Origin of the sequence: Streptomyces sp. NBC_00209, assembly GCF_045206345.1 — a bacterium.
GTDB lineage: Bacteria > Actinomycetota > Actinomycetes > Streptomycetales > Streptomycetaceae > Streptomyces.
This window is the reverse complement of record NZ_CP108121.1, coordinates 1,182,036-1,200,980: the sequence shown is the minus strand read 5'-3', so window position 1 is coordinate 1,200,980 and position 18,945 is coordinate 1,182,036. Positions and strand designations below refer to the sequence as shown.

The following is an 18,945-nucleotide window of genomic DNA, read 5'->3' as shown; positions in this document are numbered from 1 at the left end:
CTCGACACCGCCCGGGGCGTGGACACCCCGAGGAAGGCCAGACGCCGCATGATCCTGCTCCTGTCGACGTCCGACACCGACCTGCTCAGCGCCCGCGCCTCCGACGGACCCGTCCGCTACCGGTACGCGAACCCCTCCCGCCTCCCGCTCCAGGACCTGCCCGCGCTCCTGGACGGCACCGACCTCGTCGTCGTACGCCTCCTCGGTGGCGTCCGCGCCTGGCAGGACGGCCTCGACCAGCTCCTCGCGACCGGCCGCCCCGTCGTCGTCCTCACCGGCGAACAGGCCCCCGACGCCCAGCTGATGGCCGCCTCCACCGTGCCCATCGGGATCGCCGCCGAGGCCCACGCCTACCTCGCGCACGGGGGCCCGGCCAACCTGGACCAGCTCGCACGCTTCCTCTCCGACACCGTGCTGCTCACCGGCCACGGCTTCGAACCGCCCGCCCCCGCACCCTCCTGGGGCCCGCTGGAACGCACCCCCCGGGAGACGGCGGACAGCGCGCCCACGGTGGCCGTGCTCTACTACCGCGCCCACCACATGAGCGGCAACACCGCGTTCATCGAGACCCTGTGCCGGGCGGTCGAGGCCGAGGGCGCGAAGGCCCTCCCGCTGTACGTCGCCTCCCTGCGCGCCCCCGAACCCGAGCTCATCGAGACCCTGGGCGGCGCCGACGCGATCGTCACCACGGTCCTCGCGGCGGGCGGCACCCGGCCCGCCGAGGCGTCGGCCGGAGGCGACGACGAGTCCTGGGACGCGGGCGCGCTCACCGCGCTCGACGTGCCGATCCTCCAGGCGCTCTGCCTCACCGGCTCCCGCACCGACTGGGAGGGCAACGACGAGGGCGTCTCCCCGCTGGACGCCGCGAGCCAGATCGCCGTGCCCGAGTTCGACGGCCGCCTGATCACCGTCCCGTTCTCCTTCAAGGAGATCGACGAGGACGGCCTCCCCTCCTACGTCGCCGACGACGAGCGCGCTTCCCGCGTCGCCGGCATCGCCGTCCGCCACGCCCGCCTGCGCCACATCCCGAACGCCGAGAAGCGCGTCGCGCTCGTCCTCTCCGCGTACCCGACCAAGCACTCCCGTATCGGCAACGCCGTCGGGCTCGACACCCCCGCCAGTGCGGTCGCCCTGCTGCGCCGACTGCGCGAGGAGGGCTACGACTTCGGTACGGAGGAGGTCCCCGGCCTCGCCTCCGGTGACGGCGACGAGCTGATCTACGCCCTCATCGAGGCGGGCGGCCACGACCAGGAGTGGCTCACCGAGGAGCAGCTCGCCCGCAACCCGGTCCGTATCCCCGCCGCCGACTACCGCCGCTGGTACGCCACACTGCCCGCCGAACTCCGCGAGGGCGTCGAGCAGCACTGGGGCCCGCCGCCCGGCGAGATGTTCGTGGACCGCTCCCGCAACCCGGAGGGCGACATCGTCCTGGCCGCGCTGCGCCGGGGCAACCTGCTCATCCTCATCCAGCCCCCGCGCGGCTTCGGTGAGAACCCGATCGCGATCTACCACGACCCGGACCTGCCGCCCTCGCACCACTACCTGGCCGCCTACCGCTGGATCGCCGCCCGCGCCGACGACAACGGCTTCGGCGCCGACGCGATGATCCACCTCGGCAAGCACGGCAACCTGGAATGGCTGCCCGGCAAGAACGCGGGCCTGTCCGCCGCCTGCGGCCCGGACGCGGCGCTCGGCGACCTCCCGCTGATCTACCCGTTCCTCGTCAACGACCCGGGCGAGGGCACCCAGGCGAAGCGCCGGGCGCACGCCACGCTGGTGGACCACCTGGTGCCGCCGATGGCCCGGGCCGACAGCTACGGGGACATCGCCCGCCTCGAACAACTCCTGGACGAGCACGCCCAGATCGCCGCCATGGACCCGGCCAAGCTGCCGGCCATCCGCGCCCAGATCTGGACCCTGATCCAGGCCGCGAAGCTCGACCACGACCTGGGTGTCGAGGACCGCCCGGAGGACGAGGGCTTCGACGACTTCATCATGCATCTCGACGGCTGGCTCTGCGAGATCAAGGACGTCCAGATCCGCGACGGCCTCCACGTCCTGGGCGCCGCGCCGACCGGGGCCGCCCGCGTCAACCTGATCCTGGCGATCCTCCGGGCCCGCCAGATCTGGGGCGGCACGACGTCCCTGCCGGGCCTGCGCGAGGCGTTGGGCCTGGACGAGTCAGCGGCGACCCGCACGGACGCGGACGCGGTGGAGGACCAGGCGCGGGCGCTGGTCCAGGCGATGGAGGACGCCAACTGGGAGCGCTCGGCCGTGGCTACGGTCGCCACATCCGTTCCCGGTTCGTCGGCACGGGGCTCGGCCCCGGACCCCGCTGCTCAATCGCCGCAGGGGCTTGGTTCTGTCGCCGCCATCCTCGACTTCGCCGCCGAAGAGGTCGCCCCCCGACTGGCCAGGACCACAGACGAACTGGACCACTGCGTCCACGCCCTGAACGGCGGATTCGTCCCCGCAGGCCCCTCCGGCTCCCCGCTCCGGGGACTCGTCAACGTCCTCCCCACCGGCCGGAACTTCTACTCGGTCGACCCGAAGGCCGTCCCCTCCCGTCTCGCCTGGGAGACCGGCCAGGCCCTCGCCGACTCGCTCCTCGACCGCTACCGCACGGACAACGGCGACTGGCCGGAGTCCGTCGGCCTCTCCCTCTGGGGAACGAGCGCCATGCGCACCGCGGGCGACGACGTCGCGGAGGCGTTCGCCCTGCTCGGCGTGCGCCCGGTCTGGGACGACGCCTCGCGCCGCGTCACCGGCCTCGAACCGATCCCCGCGGCCGAGCTCGGCCGCCCCCGCATCGACGTCACCCTCCGCATCAGCGGCTTCTTCCGCGACGCGTTCCCGCACACCATCGGCCTCCTGGACGACGCCGTGCGCCTGGCCGCCTCGCTGGACGAACCCGCCGAGCTCAATCACGTACGGGCGCACACCCAGGCCGACCTGGCCGAGCACGGGGACGAGCGCCGGGCCACCACCCGTATCTTCGGCTCGCGCCCCGGCACGTACGGCGCCGGGCTGCTCCAGCTCATCGACTCCCGCGACTGGCGCACCGACGCCGACCTCGCCGAGGTCTACACGACCTGGGGCGGCTACGCCTACGGCCGCGAGCTGGACGGCTGCCCGGCCCGCGAGGAGATGGAGACCGCGTACAAGCGCATCGCGGTCGCCGCGAAGAACACCGACACCCGCGAGCACGACATCGCGGACTCCGACGACTACTTCCAGTACCACGGGGGAATGGTCGCCACGGTCCGCGCGCTGAAGGGGACCGCCCCGGAGGCGTACATCGGGGACTCGACCCGCCCCGAGACGGTCCGCACCCGGACGCTGACCGAGGAGACCTCGCGCGTCTTCCGCGCCCGCGTCGTCAACCCCAAGTGGATCGAGGCGATGCGCCGCCACGGCTACAAGGGCGCCTTCGAGCTGGCCGCGACCGTCGACTACCTCTTCGGTTACGACGCCACGACGGGCGTGGTCGCGGACTGGATGTACGACAAGCTGACCGAGACCTACGTCCTGGACCCGGCCAACCGCGCCTTCCTGGAACAGGCCAACCCGTGGGCCCTGCACGGCATCGCGGAACGCCTCCTGGAGGCGGAGTCGCGCGGCATGTGGGCCAAGCCCGACCCGGCGGTGCTCGAAGCGCTGCGCCAGGTCTTCCTGGAAACGGAAGGAAACCTGGAGGGCGAGGAGTAAGGCCCTCAGCCGGCGGTCCCGGGCTTCACCCCCCAGACGTACACGACGTCGTCGAGCGCGAGCAGACCCCACAGCTTCGCCGCGTCGTCCACCGTCAGGTTGACGCAGCCCGCCGACCCGCCCCCGTCGTACAGGTCGCCCGGGTGTCCGTGCAGCGCCTGACCGCCGTCGAAGAACTGCGAGTACGGCATGGGGGCGTCGTCGTAGAGGTCGGAGACGTGGTCGCGGTCGCGCCAGTAGACGGTGTGGCGGCCCGGCCGCGTCTCCTCGGCGTCGCGACCCGTACGGATGGGCACGGGACCGAACACGACCTTCTTCCCCTTCTGTACCCACAGCAGTTGGCGGTCCATGTCGACGCAGGTCACCCGGCCGGTCTCGACCGGGCAGTTCCCGGCGGCGTTCGGGTCCGGCGCGGCCTCGACCGCGAGCATCGCGCGGTACGTGCCGAGGTCGGCGAACCCGTCCGGGTGCGGGCGGCCCTGCCCGGTCTGGAAGGACCGGATCGCCCGGCAGTCGGCGTCGGACTGACGGCCGTCCACGGGCAGCCCGAGGTGGGTCTCCAGCTGCCGCTGGTACGGCCCGGCCGGGGCGGTGCACGCGGCGTCGCGGCCGGGGGAGGCGACCGAGGGGGCCGCGGTGCACAGCAGCGCCGTGGCCGCGGTGGCGACGACGGCGGCGATGAGGCGGTGGGGACGGGGCACGGCCGGACCTCCTGCGGGATCAACGGAAACGGTGTAATGCCGAGCCAATCAGCAGAAAAGCCCGGCCGCCCACGCGTGGGCGGCCGGGCGGGTGACCGTGTCAGCCGCGCGCGGCCTTGTGCGTGTCGTCCTTGCAGTCCTTGCCCTTGCAGGGCTCACCGCGGTGGTTGGCCAGGTCCACGGTGACGCCCTCCCCGCTGTTCTCCTCCGTCACCTCGTACGGACCCGAGACGGGGTTCGCCGGGAGGACGTACCCCTCCGGGACGGCGATCTCGCGGAGGTAGTACTCACCGAGCGGCAGGTCGTCGAAGGTGCACTGCCCGTCCTGGTCGGTGGAGCAGCCCGCGTCCGCGAGGGTGTCGGGGTTCGCCCCGCCCGTCTGAAGCCCGGGCACGTCGTTGCTCTCGCGCCACAGCTCGAAGACGGCCCCGGGCAGCGGCTCCCCGTTCTTCGCGTCCGTCTTGTCCAGCGTCAGCGAACCGGTCACCGGCGGCACCGGCTCCTTGCAGTTGACGGCCTCGGCCTGGACACCGTCCTCGGCGTTGTCCTCGGTGAGGGTGAGAGGCCCGAAGACGTTGGGGTCGGGCAGCTCGTAGCCGTCGGGGGCCTCGGTCTCGCGCCAGTAGTACGTGCCCGGGATCGTGGTCGCGGTGCAGACGCCGTTCGCCGGGGTGGTGCAGTCCGAGACGTGGGTGTCGGGGTTGATGCCGATCGTCTGGAGACCCGGGGTGTTGTTGGTCTCGCGCCACAGCTCGAAGTCGGCTCCGGCGAGCGGGGCTCCGGTGTCGGCGTCGGTCTTGCGTACGCGGACCTCACCGGTCACCGGCGGCACGGGCGACTGGCTGTTGACGGCCTCGACCTGGACGCCCTGGTCCGCGTTGTCCTGGGTGAGGACGAGCGGTCCGAAGACGTTCGGGTCGGGCAGCTCGTAGCCGTCCGGGGCCGCGGTCTCGCGCCAGTAGTACGTACCCACGGTCGTGGTGTCGGAGCAGACACCGTTCGCCGGGGTGGTGCAGTCGGAGACCTGGGTGTCCGGGTCGGCACCGTCGGTCTGGAGGCCGGGCGTGTCGTTGGTCTCGCGCCACAGCTCGAAGTCGGCCCCCGCGAGCGGGGCTCCGGTGTCGGCGTCGGTCTTCAGCACGCTCACCGCGCCCGTCACCGGCTGCGGACCACCGCAGTCCGGGAGGTCGCCGTCGAACGGGTAGGCGTGGAACTCCACCCCGGCGTTGTCGCTGGTGTGGGTGAGCGAGCCGGTGGTGAAGAACCTGCCGTTCATACCGGGCAGGCTCACGGTGGTCATGGAAGCCTGCTCACCCACCAGCACGCTGCCCTGGAACTGCCCGGACCCCTCGAAGGACGCCGTGGTGGCGTCGGGCAGGTTCCACAGCAGCCGCTCGCGGTACTGGCCCAGCGTGTCGCTCCCGCTGGTGGTGTTGATGACCCGGTTCGTCCCGACCACGTTGACCAGGACCGTCGCGTCGTCGGGGATGCCCGCGAACTCGATGGACTGGCTTCCGTTGGGGGAGCTCGGGTTGACCAGGTCGAAGTCGACGTTGAACACCTGGAGGTCGGACGACCCGTCGCCGGTGAACAGCGTCCGGTAGCCCTCGTTGACCGCGGTCCCGGTGGGCGTCCGGGTCGTGCCGTCCGGCCGCGCGTAGCACTGGCTGGCCGCCGTGAGCTCGTCGCGCAGACCCACGTACGGGGCCGTCGCGTCGTCGTCCTGGACGGTCGTCCCGGTGACGGTCCCGGTCAGCGCGCCCGCGTAGCGCACGGTGCCCAGCTCGTCGACGAGGCCGCCCGTCGTGTCCAGGGTCTGCCCGGCGGCGATGGTCACGTCCCCGCCGGCGGCCAGGAAGTCCGAGTCGACGGGCGGCGCGACGCGCGAGCCGACCCCGACGATCCCGAGGTTGTACAGCGAGCTCCCTTGCGTGTCCTTGTTCTGGTCGAAGTCGTCCAGCACGACGACCCGGCCCTCGGCCTCCGCCGCCCGCCCCCGGACGAGGAAGTCGTCGCCCACGAAGATGTTGATCGCGTCGTCCCGGCCGGCGATCGGCCCGTTGTTGACGTCGGGGAACGGGTCCGGGCAGTCGCCCGGCACACAGGGCCCGAGCCCGCCGGGCAGGGGAGCCGCGGCGGCCGGAGTCGCGCCTAGGCCAAACGTGAAGGCGGGGACGACGGCCGCCAGGACGGCGCAGGCCGCACCCGTGGTGCGGGCGCGCGAGCGCAGCGCGGTCAGGCGCTTGGGCATGGGTTTCATGGCGGCATCCTGGGCGGCCCGGGCCCCCGCTCCGCGCGCGCGACACGAGCCGTTGCGCCGGGCGGCGGGACGGGGCCACCCGGATGGGGGCGGGGGCCGCCCCGTCCATCCGGGCCACCCGGTCAGGCCGCTCCGTCAGGCCGGGAGGGTCCAGAGCTGGTTGTCGCTGCCGTAGCAGGTCCAGAGCTGGAGCCGGGTGCCGTTCGCCGAGCTGGGCCCGGTCGCGTCCAGGCACTTCCCGGACGCGGGGTTCAGCAGCTCGCCGGTGCTCCGGTGCTGCCAGACCTGCGCCCCGGAGCCGTTGCAGTCGTAGAGCTGCACCTTCGCGCCGTTCGCGGTCCCGGCCGCGGCGACGTCCAGGCACTTGCCGAGCGCCCTCAGCGTGCCGTCGGCGCCGGTCGTCCACCGCTGGGCCCCGGAGCCGTTGCAGTCGTAGAGCTGGACCGCCGTGCCGTTGGCGGAGCTCGCGCCCGCCACGTCGACGCACGTGCCGCCGTAGCCGGTGATCCGGCCGGTGGCGCCGTCGGGCGGGGTGACCGGGCCGCCGTCCTGCCCGGCGGCCCAGGCGATCTCCTGGAGCAGGAGCTGATTCTGCCGGGCGCTCACGAAGGTGGAGGAGAGGGCGGTGTTCGTCGCGTAGTCCATCGCGTTGTGGCCGAAGTTGTTGTAGACCATCCGGTAGTCGCGGTTCGACCACACGATCGGGTAATCCCCGCTGTACCAGGTCTGGTTGGGGTCGGTGCCGATGGGGAACGTCGAGGGCGCCATGGAGGCGAGCACGTCGATCGCGGGGTTCTTCCGCAGGTCGTTCTGCCAGCTGTACCACTCGCTGACCGACGAGGTGATGGTGGCCGGGAGCCCCGCCGTGGCCGGGTGCCCGGGGTCGTCCACGCGCAGCGTCTCCTGCGTGGGCCCCCAGGTGTTGGAGCGGAACGTGCCGGTGCCCAGGAAGGTGTTGTGATACCAGGGCCAGTCACTGGTGTCCGTGTTGAACGCGGACACGTGGAAGCCGACGAACCCGCCGCCGTTCTGCACGTACGTCTGGAAGGCGGAGCGCTGCGAGGCGGTGTGCGGGTAGTTGTCGAGGAACATCACCACCTGGTAGCCGGCCAGTTCGGAGCTGTTGAGCCGGTTCCAGTCGGTCGTGGCGGTGTACGTGAAGCCGTGGGCGGCGCCCTGCTGGGCGAACCAGGTGTTCGCCTCGTGGTCGAAGCTGATGTGCGCCGCGTCGTACGTACCGTCGTAGAAGGCCAGCACCCGGAACGTACCGGCGGCGGGGGCGGCGTGCGCCGGGGCGGCTTGCAGGCCGAGCACGAGGGCGGCCAGGGCGAGGAGCCGGAGCAGAAGTGCGGTGCCGTGTCTGACGCGCATGGGGGACTCCAGAGGTGGGCGGTGGAGCGCAGCGGCTGAGCAGACCGGAGTCTGCGCGTGTACACGACAGCCCGTCAAGGCATCTGTCAGGAAACCTTCCTGGCAGAAATTCGCGCACAACTCGAACGCTGCATGTCAGCGCAGCTGAGCTGCGACTTCAGAAGGCGTACGAGGATGCCGCGGTTTCCCGTGATCGCGGGCGGAGTGTCTACAGAGGTTGAAATACCGTCCTGCGCAAGGGGGTTGACGGGTGGCCGATGACGCCTCTAGCTTCACGGCTTGAAATAAGGCCGGACGTGTTTGCTGTCATGCACCTGACTTCCTTCTCCCCGCCCGCCACAGGAAGGCTCCCCATGCCTCATCCGCCCCACCGCCGCCGCAGACGGCGCACCGTACCCCTGGCCATGGCGCTGTCCGCCTTGCTGGCCGCCGCGGGGGCCCTGGTCGCCCTCGGCTCGGGAACCGCCGGAGCCGCGACCCCCGGCGCCCTGACCAACACCGGCAACGGCAAGTGCTTGGACGTCACCGGCGGTTCGACCGCCGACGGCACGCTCGCCCAGATGTGGACCTGCTACCCGGGCAGCCAGAACCAGAGCTGGACCCTGAACAGCGACGGCTCGCTCACCGCGAAGGGCAAGTGCCTGGACCTGGCCGCGAACGGCACGGCCAACGGCACCGCCGTCCACCTGTGGACCTGTTACGGGAGCGTCGCCAGCCAGAAGTGGCGGCTGACCTCCGCCGGTGACCTGGTCAACACCGCCGCGAACAAGTGCCTGGACATCAAGGACAACAGCAACGCGGACGGCGCCCGGCTCCAGGTCTGGGACTGCGCGGGCACCGGCAACCAGAAGTGGAGCTTCTCCGGCGCCGTGGACCCGACGGACCCCACGAACCCGCCCACGGGGAACAACCCGGACCTCGGCCCGAACACGGTGATCTTCGACCCGTCGATGTCCGCCTCGTCCATCCAGTCCAGGCTGAACAGCATCTTCAGCCAGCAGCAGTCCAACCAGTTCGGCTCCCAGCGCTACGCGGTCCTGTTCAAGCCGGGCACGTACAGCGCGGACGTCAACGTCGGCTTCTACACCCAGGTCGCCGGCCTCGGCCTCTCCCCGGACGCGGTGAACATCAACGGCGCCGTCCACGCCGAGGCCGACTGGTTCCAGGGCAACGCCACCCAGAACTTCTGGCGCGACGCGGAGAACCTGTCGGTCACGCCGAACGGCGGCAGCGACCGCTGGGCCGTCTCGCAGGCGGCACCGTACCGGCGCATGCACGTGCGCGGGAACCTCAAGCTGGACGACGGCGGCTGGTCCAGTGGCGGCTTCATCTCCGACTCGAAGGTCGACGGCCAGATCCAGTCGGGCAGCCAGCAGCAGTTCCTGACCAAGAACACCCGGATGGGCTCCTGGTCCGGCTCCAACTGGAACATGGTCTTCGTCGGCGACCAGGGCGCCCCCGCCCAGTCCTTCCCGACCTACACCACCGTCGCCTCCGCCCCGGTCAACCGCGAGAAGCCCTTCCTGTACGTGGACGACGCGGGCGCCTGGAAGGTGTTCGTCCCCGCCGCGCAGACCAACGCCTCGGCCACCACCTGGAGCGACAAGAACCAGGCGGGCTCCTCGCTGCCGCTGGACGACTTCTACATCGCGAAGCCCGGCGCGAGCGCGGCCGACATGAACGCGGCGCTGGCCGCCGGCAAGAACCTCCTCGTCACCCCCGGCGTCTACCACCTCGACCAGACGCTCAACGTGACCCGCCCCGACACCGTCGTCCTCGGCATGGGCCTCGCCACGCTCATCCCGGACAACGGCATCACCGCACTCACCACCGCCGACGTGGACGGCATCAAGATCGCCGGAGTCCTGGTCGACGCCGGTACGACCAACTCCCAGACCCTGATGCGGATCGGCCCCGACGGCTCGTCCGCGAACCACGCCGCCAACCCCGTCACGCTCAACGACGTGTTCTTCCGCATCGGCGGCGCCACCGTCGGCAAGGCCACCCAGTCGCTGGTCGTCAACACCAGCAACACGATCATCGACCACACCTGGATCTGGCGCGCCGACCACGGCAACGGCGGCACGGTCGGCTGGAACACCAACACCGCCGACACCGGGCTCGTCGTCAACGGCCAGAACGTCACCGCGTACGGGCTGTTCGTGGAGCACTACCAGAAGACCCAGGTCATCTGGAACGGCAACGGCGGGCGCACGTACTTCTTCCAGAACGAGCTGCCCTACGACCCGCCCAACCAGAGCGCCTGGAAGAACGGGAACACCAACGGCTACCCGGCGTACAAGGTCGGCGCGTCCGTGACCAGCCACGAAGCGTGGGGGCTCGGCAGTTACGCGTACTTCAACGTCAACCCGTCGGTGGTCGAGGACCACTCCTTCGAGGGGCCCCAGACCTCCGGCGTGAAGTTCCACGACATGGTCACCGTCGTCCTCGGCGGCGCCGGAACGATCAGCCACATCATCAACAGCACCGGGGCGACGGTCACACCGAGCAACAACGTCGCGTACCTCACCACCTACCCGTAAACCGGAGGGACCCCCCATGCCCAGATCCCGCAGCAGATGGCTCACCGCCCTGCTCGGCGTCGTGCCGCTGGCCGCCGCCGGCCTGGTCGCCACGGCCGCCGCCCCCGCCTCCGCCGCCGCCAACCCCGGCCCCGGCTTCCCCGCGCACTACGCGGCCCCGTACGCGGAGATGTGGAACAGCCCGTCCAGCCTGATGAACGCGTACAACGCGACCGGCAACAAGTACTACACACTCGCCTTCATCGTCAGCCAGGGCACCTGCAACGCCACCATCAACGGCGACACCCCGGTCACCGACTCCGGCTGGAACAACGCGATCAACAGCCTCCGCGCGGTCGGCGGCGACGTCATCGCCTCCTTCGGCGGCGCGAGCGGCAGCGAACTCGCCTCCTGTAGTTCGGTCTCCGCGATGCAGGCCCAGTACAAGAAGGTCATCGACCAGTTCAACCTGACCCGCATCGACCTGGACATCGAGGGCGGCACCCTCGACAACACCGCCGCCAACGACCGCCGCAACCAGGCGCTGGCCAACCTCCAGCAGGACTACGCGGCCCAGGGCCGGAAGCTGGACGTCGACTTCACCCTCCCGGTCAGCCCCAGCGGCCTGGAGTCCAACGGCATCGCGCTCCTGAAGAACGCCAAGAGCCACAACCTGAACGTCAACCTGGTCAACATCATGACCATGGACTACGGCCCCGCCATGGACATGGGCCAGGCCGCGATCAGCGCCGCGAACGGGCTGCACACCCAGCTCGGTCAGATCTGGACCGACAAGTCCTCCGCCCAGCTCTGGGCGATGGAGGGCAACTGCCCGATGATCGGCGTCAACGACACCGCCGCCGAGGTCTTCACCGTCCAGGACGCCCAGGAACTCGAAGCCTTCGCCGCGAGCAAGGGCATCCAGGAACTCACCTTCTGGTCCCTCGGCCGCGACAACCAGGGCCAGAGCGGCACCCCCCAGAGCACCTGGCAGTTCACCAACACCTTCAAGGCCATCACGGGCGGCGGCGGCCCCGTCGACCCACCGGCCGGCACCACCGCCATCAAGGGCTACGGCGGCAAGTGCGTCGACGTCGCCGGCGCCAACAGCGCCAACGGTACAAAGGTCGACCTCTACACCTGCAACGGCACATCGGCCCAGCAGTGGACCCGCAACGGCACCACCTTCCGCGCCCTCGGCAAGTGCCTCGACGTCGCGGCGGCCGGCACCGCCAACGGCACGAAGGTCCAGCTCTACGACTGCAACGGCTCCGCCGCCCAGTCCTGGACGACGGGCGCCAACGGCAGCCTGGTGAACGCCGGTTCGGGCAAGTGCCTGGACGTCACGGACTGGAGCACCACGGACGGCAACCAGCTCCAGATCTGGACGTGCGGCGGCACGGCGAACCAGTCCTGGACGCTGGCCTGACGGCAGGCGCGTGACCGGGCCCGGCTGCCTGTACGAGGGGAGCCGGGCCCGCGTCAATGCATGGCCAGCCGGTCGGAGAGGTCGCGGATCTCGCCGTACGTCTCGGCCACCCTGTCCGCCAGGCCGAGCCGGTGGAACTCGTGCAGCAGCGCGGTGGCGTGCCTGGCCTCGTAGACGAGCGCGCGCCACCGGGCGCTCTCGGTCCGGCCCACCCGCCCGTACGTCCCCCAGAAGGCATCGCGCTCGCCGCCAGGCTTGCGCAGCGCCAGGTAGATCGGCCAGTCCGCCTCCGGGTCGCCCCACCAGAGCCGGTCGCAGTCGAAGACACCCGTGATCAACGGCTCCGGCGCCGCCTCGGCCAGCATGGTGTTCCCCACCCACAGGTCCCCGTGCAGCAGGCGCGGCTCGGTGACCTCGTCGAGCACGGCGCGCTCACGGTCGGCCAGCCGGACCAGCCTCGTGATGTCACGGGCGTCGAGCCCGGCGTCGGTGAGGTCCGCGCACGCGTGATCGAACCAGGTGAACAGCGCCTCGCTCCACCGGCCGTGCACCGGGCCGGCGACCCGGCCGAACCCCGGTCCGCGTACACCGTGCACGGTACGTGTGATGTCACCCAGTTGACGGAAGTACGCACCCCGCGCGGCTTCCGGGTACGTGGTGAGCGCCTCTCCGGCGGGCACACCGGTCAGGAACGTCTGGAACATGTAGTCCCGGCCGATCACCTGATGGGTGAAGTCGATCGCGAGCGTACGCGGCAGCAGCCCCGTCACCGGCGCCAGATACGGCACCCCGGCGTGCTCGTTGCGCATCATCTCGGGATCGGCCTTGGCCTGGCGGTCCGGCTCCGGCGCGACCCGCAGCACGACGGGCCGGTCGTCACCGGCCAGGTCGATCCTGTACGTGTTGTTGTAGTAGCCACCCGCGAGTTCGGCCGCCGCCCGTACGACCGCCCCGTCGCCGAAGGCCGCCCGCACGACGGCCTTGATCTCGGCCGCGCTCAGGGCTCGCTGGAATTCTCCGGGACTCCGGTCGATCGGTGAATAGTCCATGATTCGCCGACCCTATCCGCCGAAGTGGCCCGACGGCCGGCGCCCCAGACCGCTCACCCGCACACGCCAGAGCCCTGCCGGTCCACCCCGGACCGGCAGGGCTCTGGCGCGTACAGACGCCGCCTGTACTACTTCGCCGTGGCGAGTCCGACGAACCCGGCCCAGGCGTCGCGCGACAGGTGGAGGACGGGTCCGGCCGTGACCTTGGAGTCACGGACATGCACGGCGCCCGCACCGGCCGCGACCTCGATGCAGTCGCCGCCTTCGGCTCCGCTGTAGCTGCTCTTGAACCAGGCAAGGGGCTCAGCGTTGTTCATAGCTCTCCCAGCAACTTCTCGATGAACGCCAGTGACTCTCGCGGGGTGAGAGCCTGCGAACGGATGATCCCACAGCGCGCTGCGGCCAGCGCAGCCTGCTTCGGGTCCGTCTCCAGCGAACTCGTCCCCTGTGCCTCGACGTACAGGAACTTCTTGCCGTCCTCGCGAGTGACTACGGTGAATGGCCCGTCCACACCCGAGTTCTCCACCGAGTCGAGCGGCATGACCTGAAGCTCCACGTTTCGCCGCTGGCCGACCAGGAGGAGATGCTCCAACTGGCCCCGCAGTACCTCGGTGCCGCCGAACCTCCGGCGCAGTACCGACTCGCACATGACGAAGCTGAGGAGCGGCGCGGGGCGGCGGTCGAAGATCTCCTGCCGTGCCAGTCGGGCCGTCACTCGTTGCTCGATGATCTCCGTGTCGAGAACAGGACGCCGGAGAGCGAGAACCGCCCGCATGTACTCCTCTGTCTGAAGGAGCCCCTTCACAACCAGCGTGTCGTACGACAGCAGCTCGATCGCGTGCTTCTCCAACTGGGCCATGCCTTGGAAGAACACCGGGTACTGCGCGTTCTCCACCGGCTCCTTCCACACCGTCAGCAGGTTGTCCGCGCCCAACTCCTTGTCAGCCTGGTCGATCGCCCTCGGCGGCGGAATCCTCCGGCCCTGTTCGAAGGAGGCGATGGTCGACGCCGAGTACCCCAGACGGCGGCCCAGCTCGTCCCGCTGCATGCCCGCCCGTACGCGTAAGGTCTTCAGGCTCTGCCCGAAGGCAATGACCACATCCTGGCCCGCCTTGTCCGCCGCCTGGGCGGCGTCCATCTCCCCGGGGTCCACCCGCTCAGCCGTCATCGCACCCTGCCTCGCTCGATCGCGCCGTGTTCCACGTACTGGTGCCGACAGCGCGCGTACAAGGAGATCGCGTCGGTGCGTCACCACTGGTCACGCTACGCCACGGAGAGGAGTCTCGTGGTCATGACGAGCAACATCGACAGCCCCCACCGCCCCACGCAACACACCCTCAACTTCCCTCACTTGGGCACCCCGAGTTTCGACATGAGGTTCACCTCCACGCCCCGGGGCGCGAGGCTGGCCCGCCGTCTGTCGGCGGTCCGGCTGGACGCCTGGGGTCTGCCGTACGGGACGGAGACGCACGAAGCGGTCGTCCTGATCACGGCGGAGCTGACGGCGAACGCGGTGCGCCACGGCCACGTACAGGGCAGGGACTTCCACCTGCTGCTGCGCCTCGTGGAGCGCCCCGGCCCGACGGCCCGCATCGAGGTGACCGACACCCGGGGCGAACGCGTCCCACCCCGCCCCGGCAAGCTCCCGGCCGCCGGCCTCGCGGACGACGGCCGCGGCCTGCTCCTGGTCGAGGGCCTGGCCACGCGCTGGGGCTGGTACCCGAGGACGCAGGCGCCGGGGAAGACGGTGTGGGCGGAGTACGACCTGACGGTCGGCGGCGCGAATTAGCGTGGGGGCATGGGAACGAAGACGGCACAGGCGGCGTACGTGAACGGCGTGGTGTCCCTGGACCTGGCCGCCAAGTGATGACCAGCTTCCTGACCCACCGAGCGCACGTGCACGATGCCGGTCTCCCCGCCCACCGCCGGCACAGCGCGCTGCGGACCTGCCTCACCGTCTTCGCTCCGTACGGCTTGCGGGCGACGTACCACCACCTCACGCTCAGCGCCGCGATCCCCCGGCGGCTGGAGGCGGACCCGGACGCCCTCGGGCGGGCGGTGGAGGAACTGCACGAGGCGCGGGTGCTGTGGCTCGCGCGGGCGGAGGAGTACGCCGCGCAACGCCGGGCGGAGAAGCGGGCCGGGCGGCGGGTCGTGGCGAGCCCGCGGCCGTGGTGGCTGCGGAGTTGGTCGGAGAGCCCGAAGCGCGGCTGGTACGAGGACCCGTTCCGCCATCCGTCGCTGCGGCTTCCCGAGTACGTCCGGCGGCAGAACGCGCTGCTGGACGGCGCCGACCTCCCCGGCTGCCCCGCCTGCGGGGACGAGAGACCACCGGTGTCGCACTCCTCCGGGCACGGCTGGGTGGAGCTGTGCCCCGGGTGCGCGTGGGTGCTGGCGCCCTGCCCGTGCGGTCAGCGGCACCCGGTGGTCCCGCAGACCCCGTACAACTGGACGGGGCTGTGGCGGCGCGCCCACATGGGCGAAGACGGCATGCCGAACCCGCATTGGCCGGGGCGCTAGGTCCTGTCGTCACATTCCCGTCTGCCGGGCGACGCCATGCACGCACTCTCGCCGCACCTGACGCCGCCCGGCCCGCCCTCCGGGCGGACGACGGGAATGTGACGACAGGACCTAGCGCGCTGACCCAAAGGTTCACCGAGTTGGTCGCGAGGCTCTGCGCTGCCTGCTCCGTCGTCGCGGCGTTACGTTCCAACGGACCAAGACCTGGAAGGAATCCAGAGACCCGGACTCCGACGCCAAGCTGGGCCGGATCGAGTACGCGATCAACGAGCGGCCCGATCGCACGTTCGCCTTCGACGAATTCGGGCCGCCCGGCATCGGTCCCACCGGAGCCAGCTGGGCGAAGAAGGGCGGGCCGGACCGGCTGCCGGCGACCTTCCACCGCACCCACGGGATCACGTACTTCCACGGCTGTTACTCAGTTGGCGACGACACCCTGTGGGGCGCCAACCGGCGCCGCAAGGGCATCGCCCCGACCTGGACCGCGCTCAAGAGCATCCGCGCGGCCCGCCCGGACGGCGCCCCGATCTACGTGATCCTGGACAACCTGTCCGCCCACAAGAACACGCGCATCCTGTGCTGGGCGTCTCGCAACAAGGTCGAGCTGTGCTTCACGCCGACGTCTTGGCCGCCCAACGACGTGAACGCGCCCGCGCCCGGAGCGAGAAGGGCATTCGCTGGGGTGGACGACCACTCAAGGCCGCAGCTTGACGCCGCACCCTCAGTCGAGGATCTCGGCTGCCTTGGCCATCGGCCCTCCCGCATCACCGGTGTTCAGCGTTCCCGCCGGTTCGAGCAACAGGATCGCGGTCTCTTCCTCCGCCGCAGTGCAGTGCTCGACCCCACGGGGGACGACGAACAGTTCGCCGGATTCCAACACCACATCGCCATCCCTGAGCCGGATGGTGAGCCGCCCGCTGATGACCATGATCAATTCATCGGTGTCCGCGTGGGTGTGCCAGGCGAACTCCCCCTTCAGCTTGGCCAGCTTGACCTCGTAGTCGTTGAGCACCGCCACCTTCTTCTGCGACCACAGCTCGCTGAACTGCGCGAGCCTCTCGGCGAGGTTGACGGGAACAGCTGACGTGGACATACGTCATTCCTCCTCAGGACCGGGCACCAGGAGGAACCTGTCGGTCCTCCGGCCGGTGCCATGAGCGTGCCGCGCGAAGAATCCGCGGGTCTTGTACGTTCCTGGCATGGCCTCTGACCGCCCTCGCACGCTCATCAGCGCCTGGCGGCCGCCGGTCCCCGGAATCGCCGAGGTCTTCCACGCCCACTTCACCGACCACGCATACCAGGCCCACACTCACGACACGTGGGACCTGATGATCCTCGACGACGGCTCAGTGGACTTCGCACTCGACCGTCACCGCCACGGGGCGACCGGCAGCACCAGCGTCCTCCTGCTGCCTCCCGGCATCCCCCACGACGGACGAACCGTCACCGCATCCGGGTTCCGCAAGCGCAACCTCTACCTCGACGACTCCGTACTTCCACAGCATTTGGCCAGCCGGGCGGCGGACACTCCGGTCCTCGACGATGAACAGTTGCGCGGCCGGATCGACCAGCTGCACACCTCTCTCGCCCATCCCGGAGACGGCTTCGAAGCCGAGTCCCGCCTCTCGTTCATCCGAGAACGGCTCCGCCTCCACCTCGACGCGCTCCAGCCCCGTGCGCCGGGGCGTGAGGCAAACCGGCTCGCCGCTCAGCTGCGGGAACTACTGGACGAGCGGACTCACACCGGCCTTTCCCTGCACGAGGCCGCAGCCATCCTGCATGCCCACCCCACCCACCTGATCCGCTGCTTCAAGCAGACGTACGGCCTTCCGCCACACGCCTACCTCACCGGCAAGCGGATCGAACACGCCCGCCGTCTCCTCCTCGACGGCCACCGACCCGCCGAGGTCGCCACAGCCGTTGGATTGCACGACCAAGCCCACCTAAACCGACACTTCACACGCCATGTGGGCACCACACCCGCGCGATACCAGCGCACTCGCACCGGCTCGCGCACCACTACCTCCGGCGAACCTGCTTGGTCAGAGGACTAGCCGGTTGGATGCGGCACGAGGTCAGGCCGGTGTGGTGCCCTCCCAGAGGCGCGCACCGGCCGCGCACACGATCGGTTCCATGGCGGACAGCTCCGCCCGCACTCGGGCCTCGAACTCGGTATGGGCATCGGCCGGGAGGTCGAAGGAGCCGTCGGGAAAGTCCAGCCGGTGAACGTCCATCACCCGCGCCTCGCGCACCTGCGGGTACTGGGCCGCCAGCCGCTCGACCATGCCGGGCGCGCAGTCCACCGCCGTCACCCGGCAGCCACGGGCAAGCGCGGCACCGGTCAGGGCGCCCCGCCCGGCCCCCAGGTCGAGCACCCGGGTCCCGGGCCCCGGAGCGAGCCACTCCACGTGCTGTCGGGCGAATCCGGCGAAGAACGGCAGCACCTCGTCGTACACCGAGGCCAGTTGGTCGAAGAGGGCGGTGGCCCGCGTCGCGGTCATGGCCGGTCACTTTGGCAGAGGGGGTAGGGTCCGCCCACCCCTTTACGCGCCTGGCGCCCGCCCCGGGAGCCGTGTGCGGGGCCTTGATCACCTGCCTCTCGACGGGCGAGGATCTTGGAATGGCCATTGAAGAGCTGCTCTGGGACATGGACGGAACCCTGCTGGACACCACCGTCGTGGTGCCCGCGGCATTCGTGAGAACCGTGCAGAAGCTGGGCGGCCGATCGGTCGACGCAGCCGAGGTCGTCGCTGCCTACTGGCGCGGAACACCCGAGGTCATCCTGGAGCACCTTGTCGGTCGCCAACTGGCCCCGGACGAGACGGACGTCTACTACCAGGAGCTGGAAAGCGCTGCACCAGACGTCTATCCCGGGGTGCGCGAGGTCTTCGACGGGTTGCGTGCGCAGGGGCGGGTGCGCGCGGTGTTCACCGGTGCCAGCACCCGGGCGGCCCTGATGCTGCTGAGGTCCGCAGGTCTGGCGGCTGATCTCGTCATCGGCGGGGACCGGATCCAGCGCCCCAAACCGGCGCCGGACGGCATCCTGCTTGCTGCGGACAGGCTCGGCATCGACACGCCGCGGCTGGCGTACGTCGGTGACTCCCCCTTGGACCTGAGAGCCGCTGGGGCGGCGGGCAGCCGCAGCGCCGCAGCTCGATGGGGGCACATGTACGACGCGACGGAGCCGGCAGACGCGGTTCTGTCCCACCCCCAGCAGGCGCTGGACCTGCTGGTGAGGCGCGCACTCGGCTGACGAACGCCACGGACAGCGGGAGTCCTCGAGCGCCCCGACGTCCGGCGCACCGTGTGGCCGACTTCGGCGACACGGACATCCGACGGGCTTGGCGACATGGGACAGGACTCAGCCTCGGCCCGGTCCGTCAGG

15 protein-coding genes and 1 pseudogene are annotated in these 18,945 nt (G+C 70.6%); 8 read left to right on the top strand and 8 right to left on the bottom strand.

Annotated elements, in window-relative coordinates; translation table 11 throughout:
* The first annotated feature begins 48 nt into the window (after positions 1 to 48).
* On the top strand, positions 49 to 3,708 hold the full coding sequence (gene cobN / locus OG867_RS05255; protein WP_406283188.1) for a cobaltochelatase subunit CobN: 3,660 nt from the start codon (positions 49 to 51) through the stop codon (positions 3,706 to 3,708).
* Between the two features lie 5 nt (positions 3,709 to 3,713).
* Here the strand turns inward: cobN and OG867_RS05250 are convergent, their stop codons facing one another.
* From OG867_RS05250 to OG867_RS05240, 3 genes are all read right to left on the bottom strand, one after another.
* On the bottom strand, positions 3,714 to 4,409 hold the full coding sequence (locus OG867_RS05250) for a L,D-transpeptidase (RefSeq protein WP_406283186.1): 696 nt from the start codon (positions 4,407 to 4,409) through the stop codon (positions 3,714 to 3,716).
* A 100-nt stretch (positions 4,410 to 4,509) separates the two neighbouring features.
* Entirely contained in the window at positions 4,510 to 6,669 is a 2,160-nt protein-coding gene (locus OG867_RS05245; RefSeq protein ID WP_406283184.1) for a choice-of-anchor A family protein, read from the bottom strand.
* A 135-nt stretch (positions 6,670 to 6,804) separates the two neighbouring features.
* Positions 6,805 to 8,040 (bottom strand): ThuA domain-containing protein, encoded by a 1,236-nt coding sequence (locus OG867_RS05240; protein WP_328902956.1) that lies wholly within the window; start codon positions 8,038 to 8,040, stop codon positions 6,805 to 6,807.
* 404 nt (positions 8,041 to 8,444) lie between these two features.
* Here OG867_RS05240 and OG867_RS05235 point away from each other — a divergent pair, with 404 nt between their 5' ends.
* Positions 8,445 to 10,583, top strand: a complete 2,139-nt coding sequence (locus OG867_RS05235; protein ID WP_406290771.1) for an RICIN domain-containing protein — start codon at positions 8,445 to 8,447, stop codon at positions 10,581 to 10,583.
* A gap of 16 nt (positions 10,584 to 10,599) precedes the next feature.
* A complete protein-coding gene (locus OG867_RS05230; RefSeq protein ID WP_406283181.1) occupies positions 10,600 to 11,991 on the top strand; it encodes a ricin-type beta-trefoil lectin domain protein in 1,392 nt (463 codons plus the stop codon).
* 53 nt (positions 11,992 to 12,044) lie between these two features.
* On the opposite strand, the gene OG867_RS05225 is transcribed toward OG867_RS05230, so the two are convergent.
* From OG867_RS05225 to OG867_RS05215, 3 genes are all read right to left on the bottom strand, one after another.
* Complete coding sequence (locus OG867_RS05225) at positions 12,045 to 13,040, bottom strand: phosphotransferase family protein (protein ID WP_406283179.1); 996 nt, start codon at positions 13,038 to 13,040, stop codon at positions 12,045 to 12,047.
* 128 nt (positions 13,041 to 13,168) lie between these two features.
* Positions 13,169 to 13,357 (bottom strand): DUF397 domain-containing protein, encoded by a 189-nt coding sequence (locus tag OG867_RS05220; protein WP_406283177.1) that lies wholly within the window; start codon positions 13,355 to 13,357, stop codon positions 13,169 to 13,171.
* A complete protein-coding gene (locus tag OG867_RS05215) occupies positions 13,354 to 14,178 on the bottom strand; it encodes a Scr1 family TA system antitoxin-like transcriptional regulator (protein WP_406283175.1) in 825 nt (274 codons plus the stop codon). The genes OG867_RS05220 and OG867_RS05215 overlap by 4 nt, the downstream gene beginning before the upstream one ends.
* Before the next feature lie 153 nt (positions 14,179 to 14,331).
* Here OG867_RS05215 and OG867_RS05210 point away from each other — a divergent pair, with 153 nt between their 5' ends.
* From OG867_RS05210 to OG867_RS05200, 3 genes and pseudogenes are all read left to right on the top strand, one after another.
* Entirely contained in the window at positions 14,332 to 14,829 is a 498-nt protein-coding gene (locus OG867_RS05210; RefSeq protein WP_406283173.1) for an ATP-binding protein, read from the top strand.
* Between the two features lie 107 nt (positions 14,830 to 14,936).
* Positions 14,937 to 15,560, top strand: coding sequence for a hypothetical protein (locus OG867_RS05205; RefSeq protein ID WP_406283171.1), 624 nt, complete (start codon positions 14,937 to 14,939; stop codon positions 15,558 to 15,560).
* 139 nt (positions 15,561 to 15,699) lie between these two features.
* A pseudogene (locus tag OG867_RS05200) lies at positions 15,700 to 16,271 on the top strand (IS630 family transposase); the annotation flags it as partial.
* A gap of 10 nt (positions 16,272 to 16,281) precedes the next feature.
* Here the strand turns inward: OG867_RS05200 and OG867_RS05195 are convergent.
* Positions 16,282 to 16,653, bottom strand: coding sequence for a cupin domain-containing protein (locus OG867_RS05195; RefSeq protein ID WP_406283169.1), 372 nt, complete (start codon positions 16,651 to 16,653; stop codon positions 16,282 to 16,284).
* Positions 16,654 to 16,759: 106 nt separating this feature from the next.
* Here OG867_RS05195 and OG867_RS05190 point away from each other — a divergent pair, with 106 nt between their 5' ends.
* Complete coding sequence (locus OG867_RS05190; protein WP_406283167.1) at positions 16,760 to 17,614, top strand: AraC family transcriptional regulator; 855 nt, start codon at positions 16,760 to 16,762, stop codon at positions 17,612 to 17,614.
* A gap of 21 nt (positions 17,615 to 17,635) precedes the next feature.
* Here OG867_RS05190 and OG867_RS05185 read toward each other — a convergent pair whose 3' ends face one another.
* The gene (locus OG867_RS05185; protein WP_406283165.1) at positions 17,636 to 18,061 is read right to left on the bottom strand and encodes a class I SAM-dependent methyltransferase; all 426 of its coding nucleotides are present in this window, start codon (positions 18,059 to 18,061) and stop codon (positions 17,636 to 17,638) included.
* Between the two features lie 119 nt (positions 18,062 to 18,180).
* Between OG867_RS05185 and OG867_RS05180 the strand changes: the two genes are divergently transcribed.
* Positions 18,181 to 18,813: an HAD family hydrolase gene (locus tag OG867_RS05180; protein ID WP_406283163.1), complete on the top strand. Its 633-nt coding sequence runs from the start codon at positions 18,181 to 18,183 to the stop codon at positions 18,811 to 18,813.
* The last annotated feature ends 132 nt before the right edge of the window (positions 18,814 to 18,945 follow it).

What these genes read in the sequence shown, in the direction of transcription:
- cobN (WP_406283188.1), top strand. Translation starts at nt 49, where the DNA reads ATGATCCTGCTCCTGTCGACGTCCGACACCGACCTGCTCAGCGCCCGC.
- OG867_RS05245 (WP_406283184.1), bottom strand. Translation starts at nt 6,669, where the DNA reads ATGAAACCCATGCCCAAGCGCCTGACCGCGCTGCGCTCGCGCGCCCGC.
- OG867_RS05240 (WP_328902956.1), bottom strand. Translation starts at nt 8,040, where the DNA reads ATGCGCGTCAGACACGGCACCGCACTTCTGCTCCGGCTCCTCGCCCTG.
- OG867_RS05235 (WP_406290771.1), top strand. Translation starts at nt 8,445, where the DNA reads ATGGCGCTGTCCGCCTTGCTGGCCGCCGCGGGGGCCCTGGTCGCCCTC.
- OG867_RS05230 (WP_406283181.1), top strand. Translation starts at nt 10,600, where the DNA reads ATGCCCAGATCCCGCAGCAGATGGCTCACCGCCCTGCTCGGCGTCGTG.
- OG867_RS05225 (WP_406283179.1), bottom strand. Translation starts at nt 13,040, where the DNA reads ATGGACTATTCACCGATCGACCGGAGTCCCGGAGAATTCCAGCGAGCC.
- OG867_RS05220 (WP_406283177.1), bottom strand. Translation starts at nt 13,357, where the DNA reads ATGAACAACGCTGAGCCCCTTGCCTGGTTCAAGAGCAGCTACAGCGGA.
- OG867_RS05215 (WP_406283175.1), bottom strand. Translation starts at nt 14,178, where the DNA reads ATGGACGCCGCCCAGGCGGCGGACAAGGCGGGCCAGGATGTGGTCATT.
- OG867_RS05210 (WP_406283173.1), top strand. Translation starts at nt 14,332, where the DNA reads ATGACGAGCAACATCGACAGCCCCCACCGCCCCACGCAACACACCCTC.
- OG867_RS05195 (WP_406283169.1), bottom strand. Translation starts at nt 16,653, where the DNA reads ATGTCCACGTCAGCTGTTCCCGTCAACCTCGCCGAGAGGCTCGCGCAG.
- OG867_RS05190 (WP_406283167.1), top strand. Translation starts at nt 16,760, where the DNA reads ATGGCCTCTGACCGCCCTCGCACGCTCATCAGCGCCTGGCGGCCGCCG.
- OG867_RS05185 (WP_406283165.1), bottom strand. Translation starts at nt 18,061, where the DNA reads ATGACCGCGACGCGGGCCACCGCCCTCTTCGACCAACTGGCCTCGGTG.
- OG867_RS05180 (WP_406283163.1), top strand. Translation starts at nt 18,181, where the DNA reads ATGGCCATTGAAGAGCTGCTCTGGGACATGGACGGAACCCTGCTGGAC.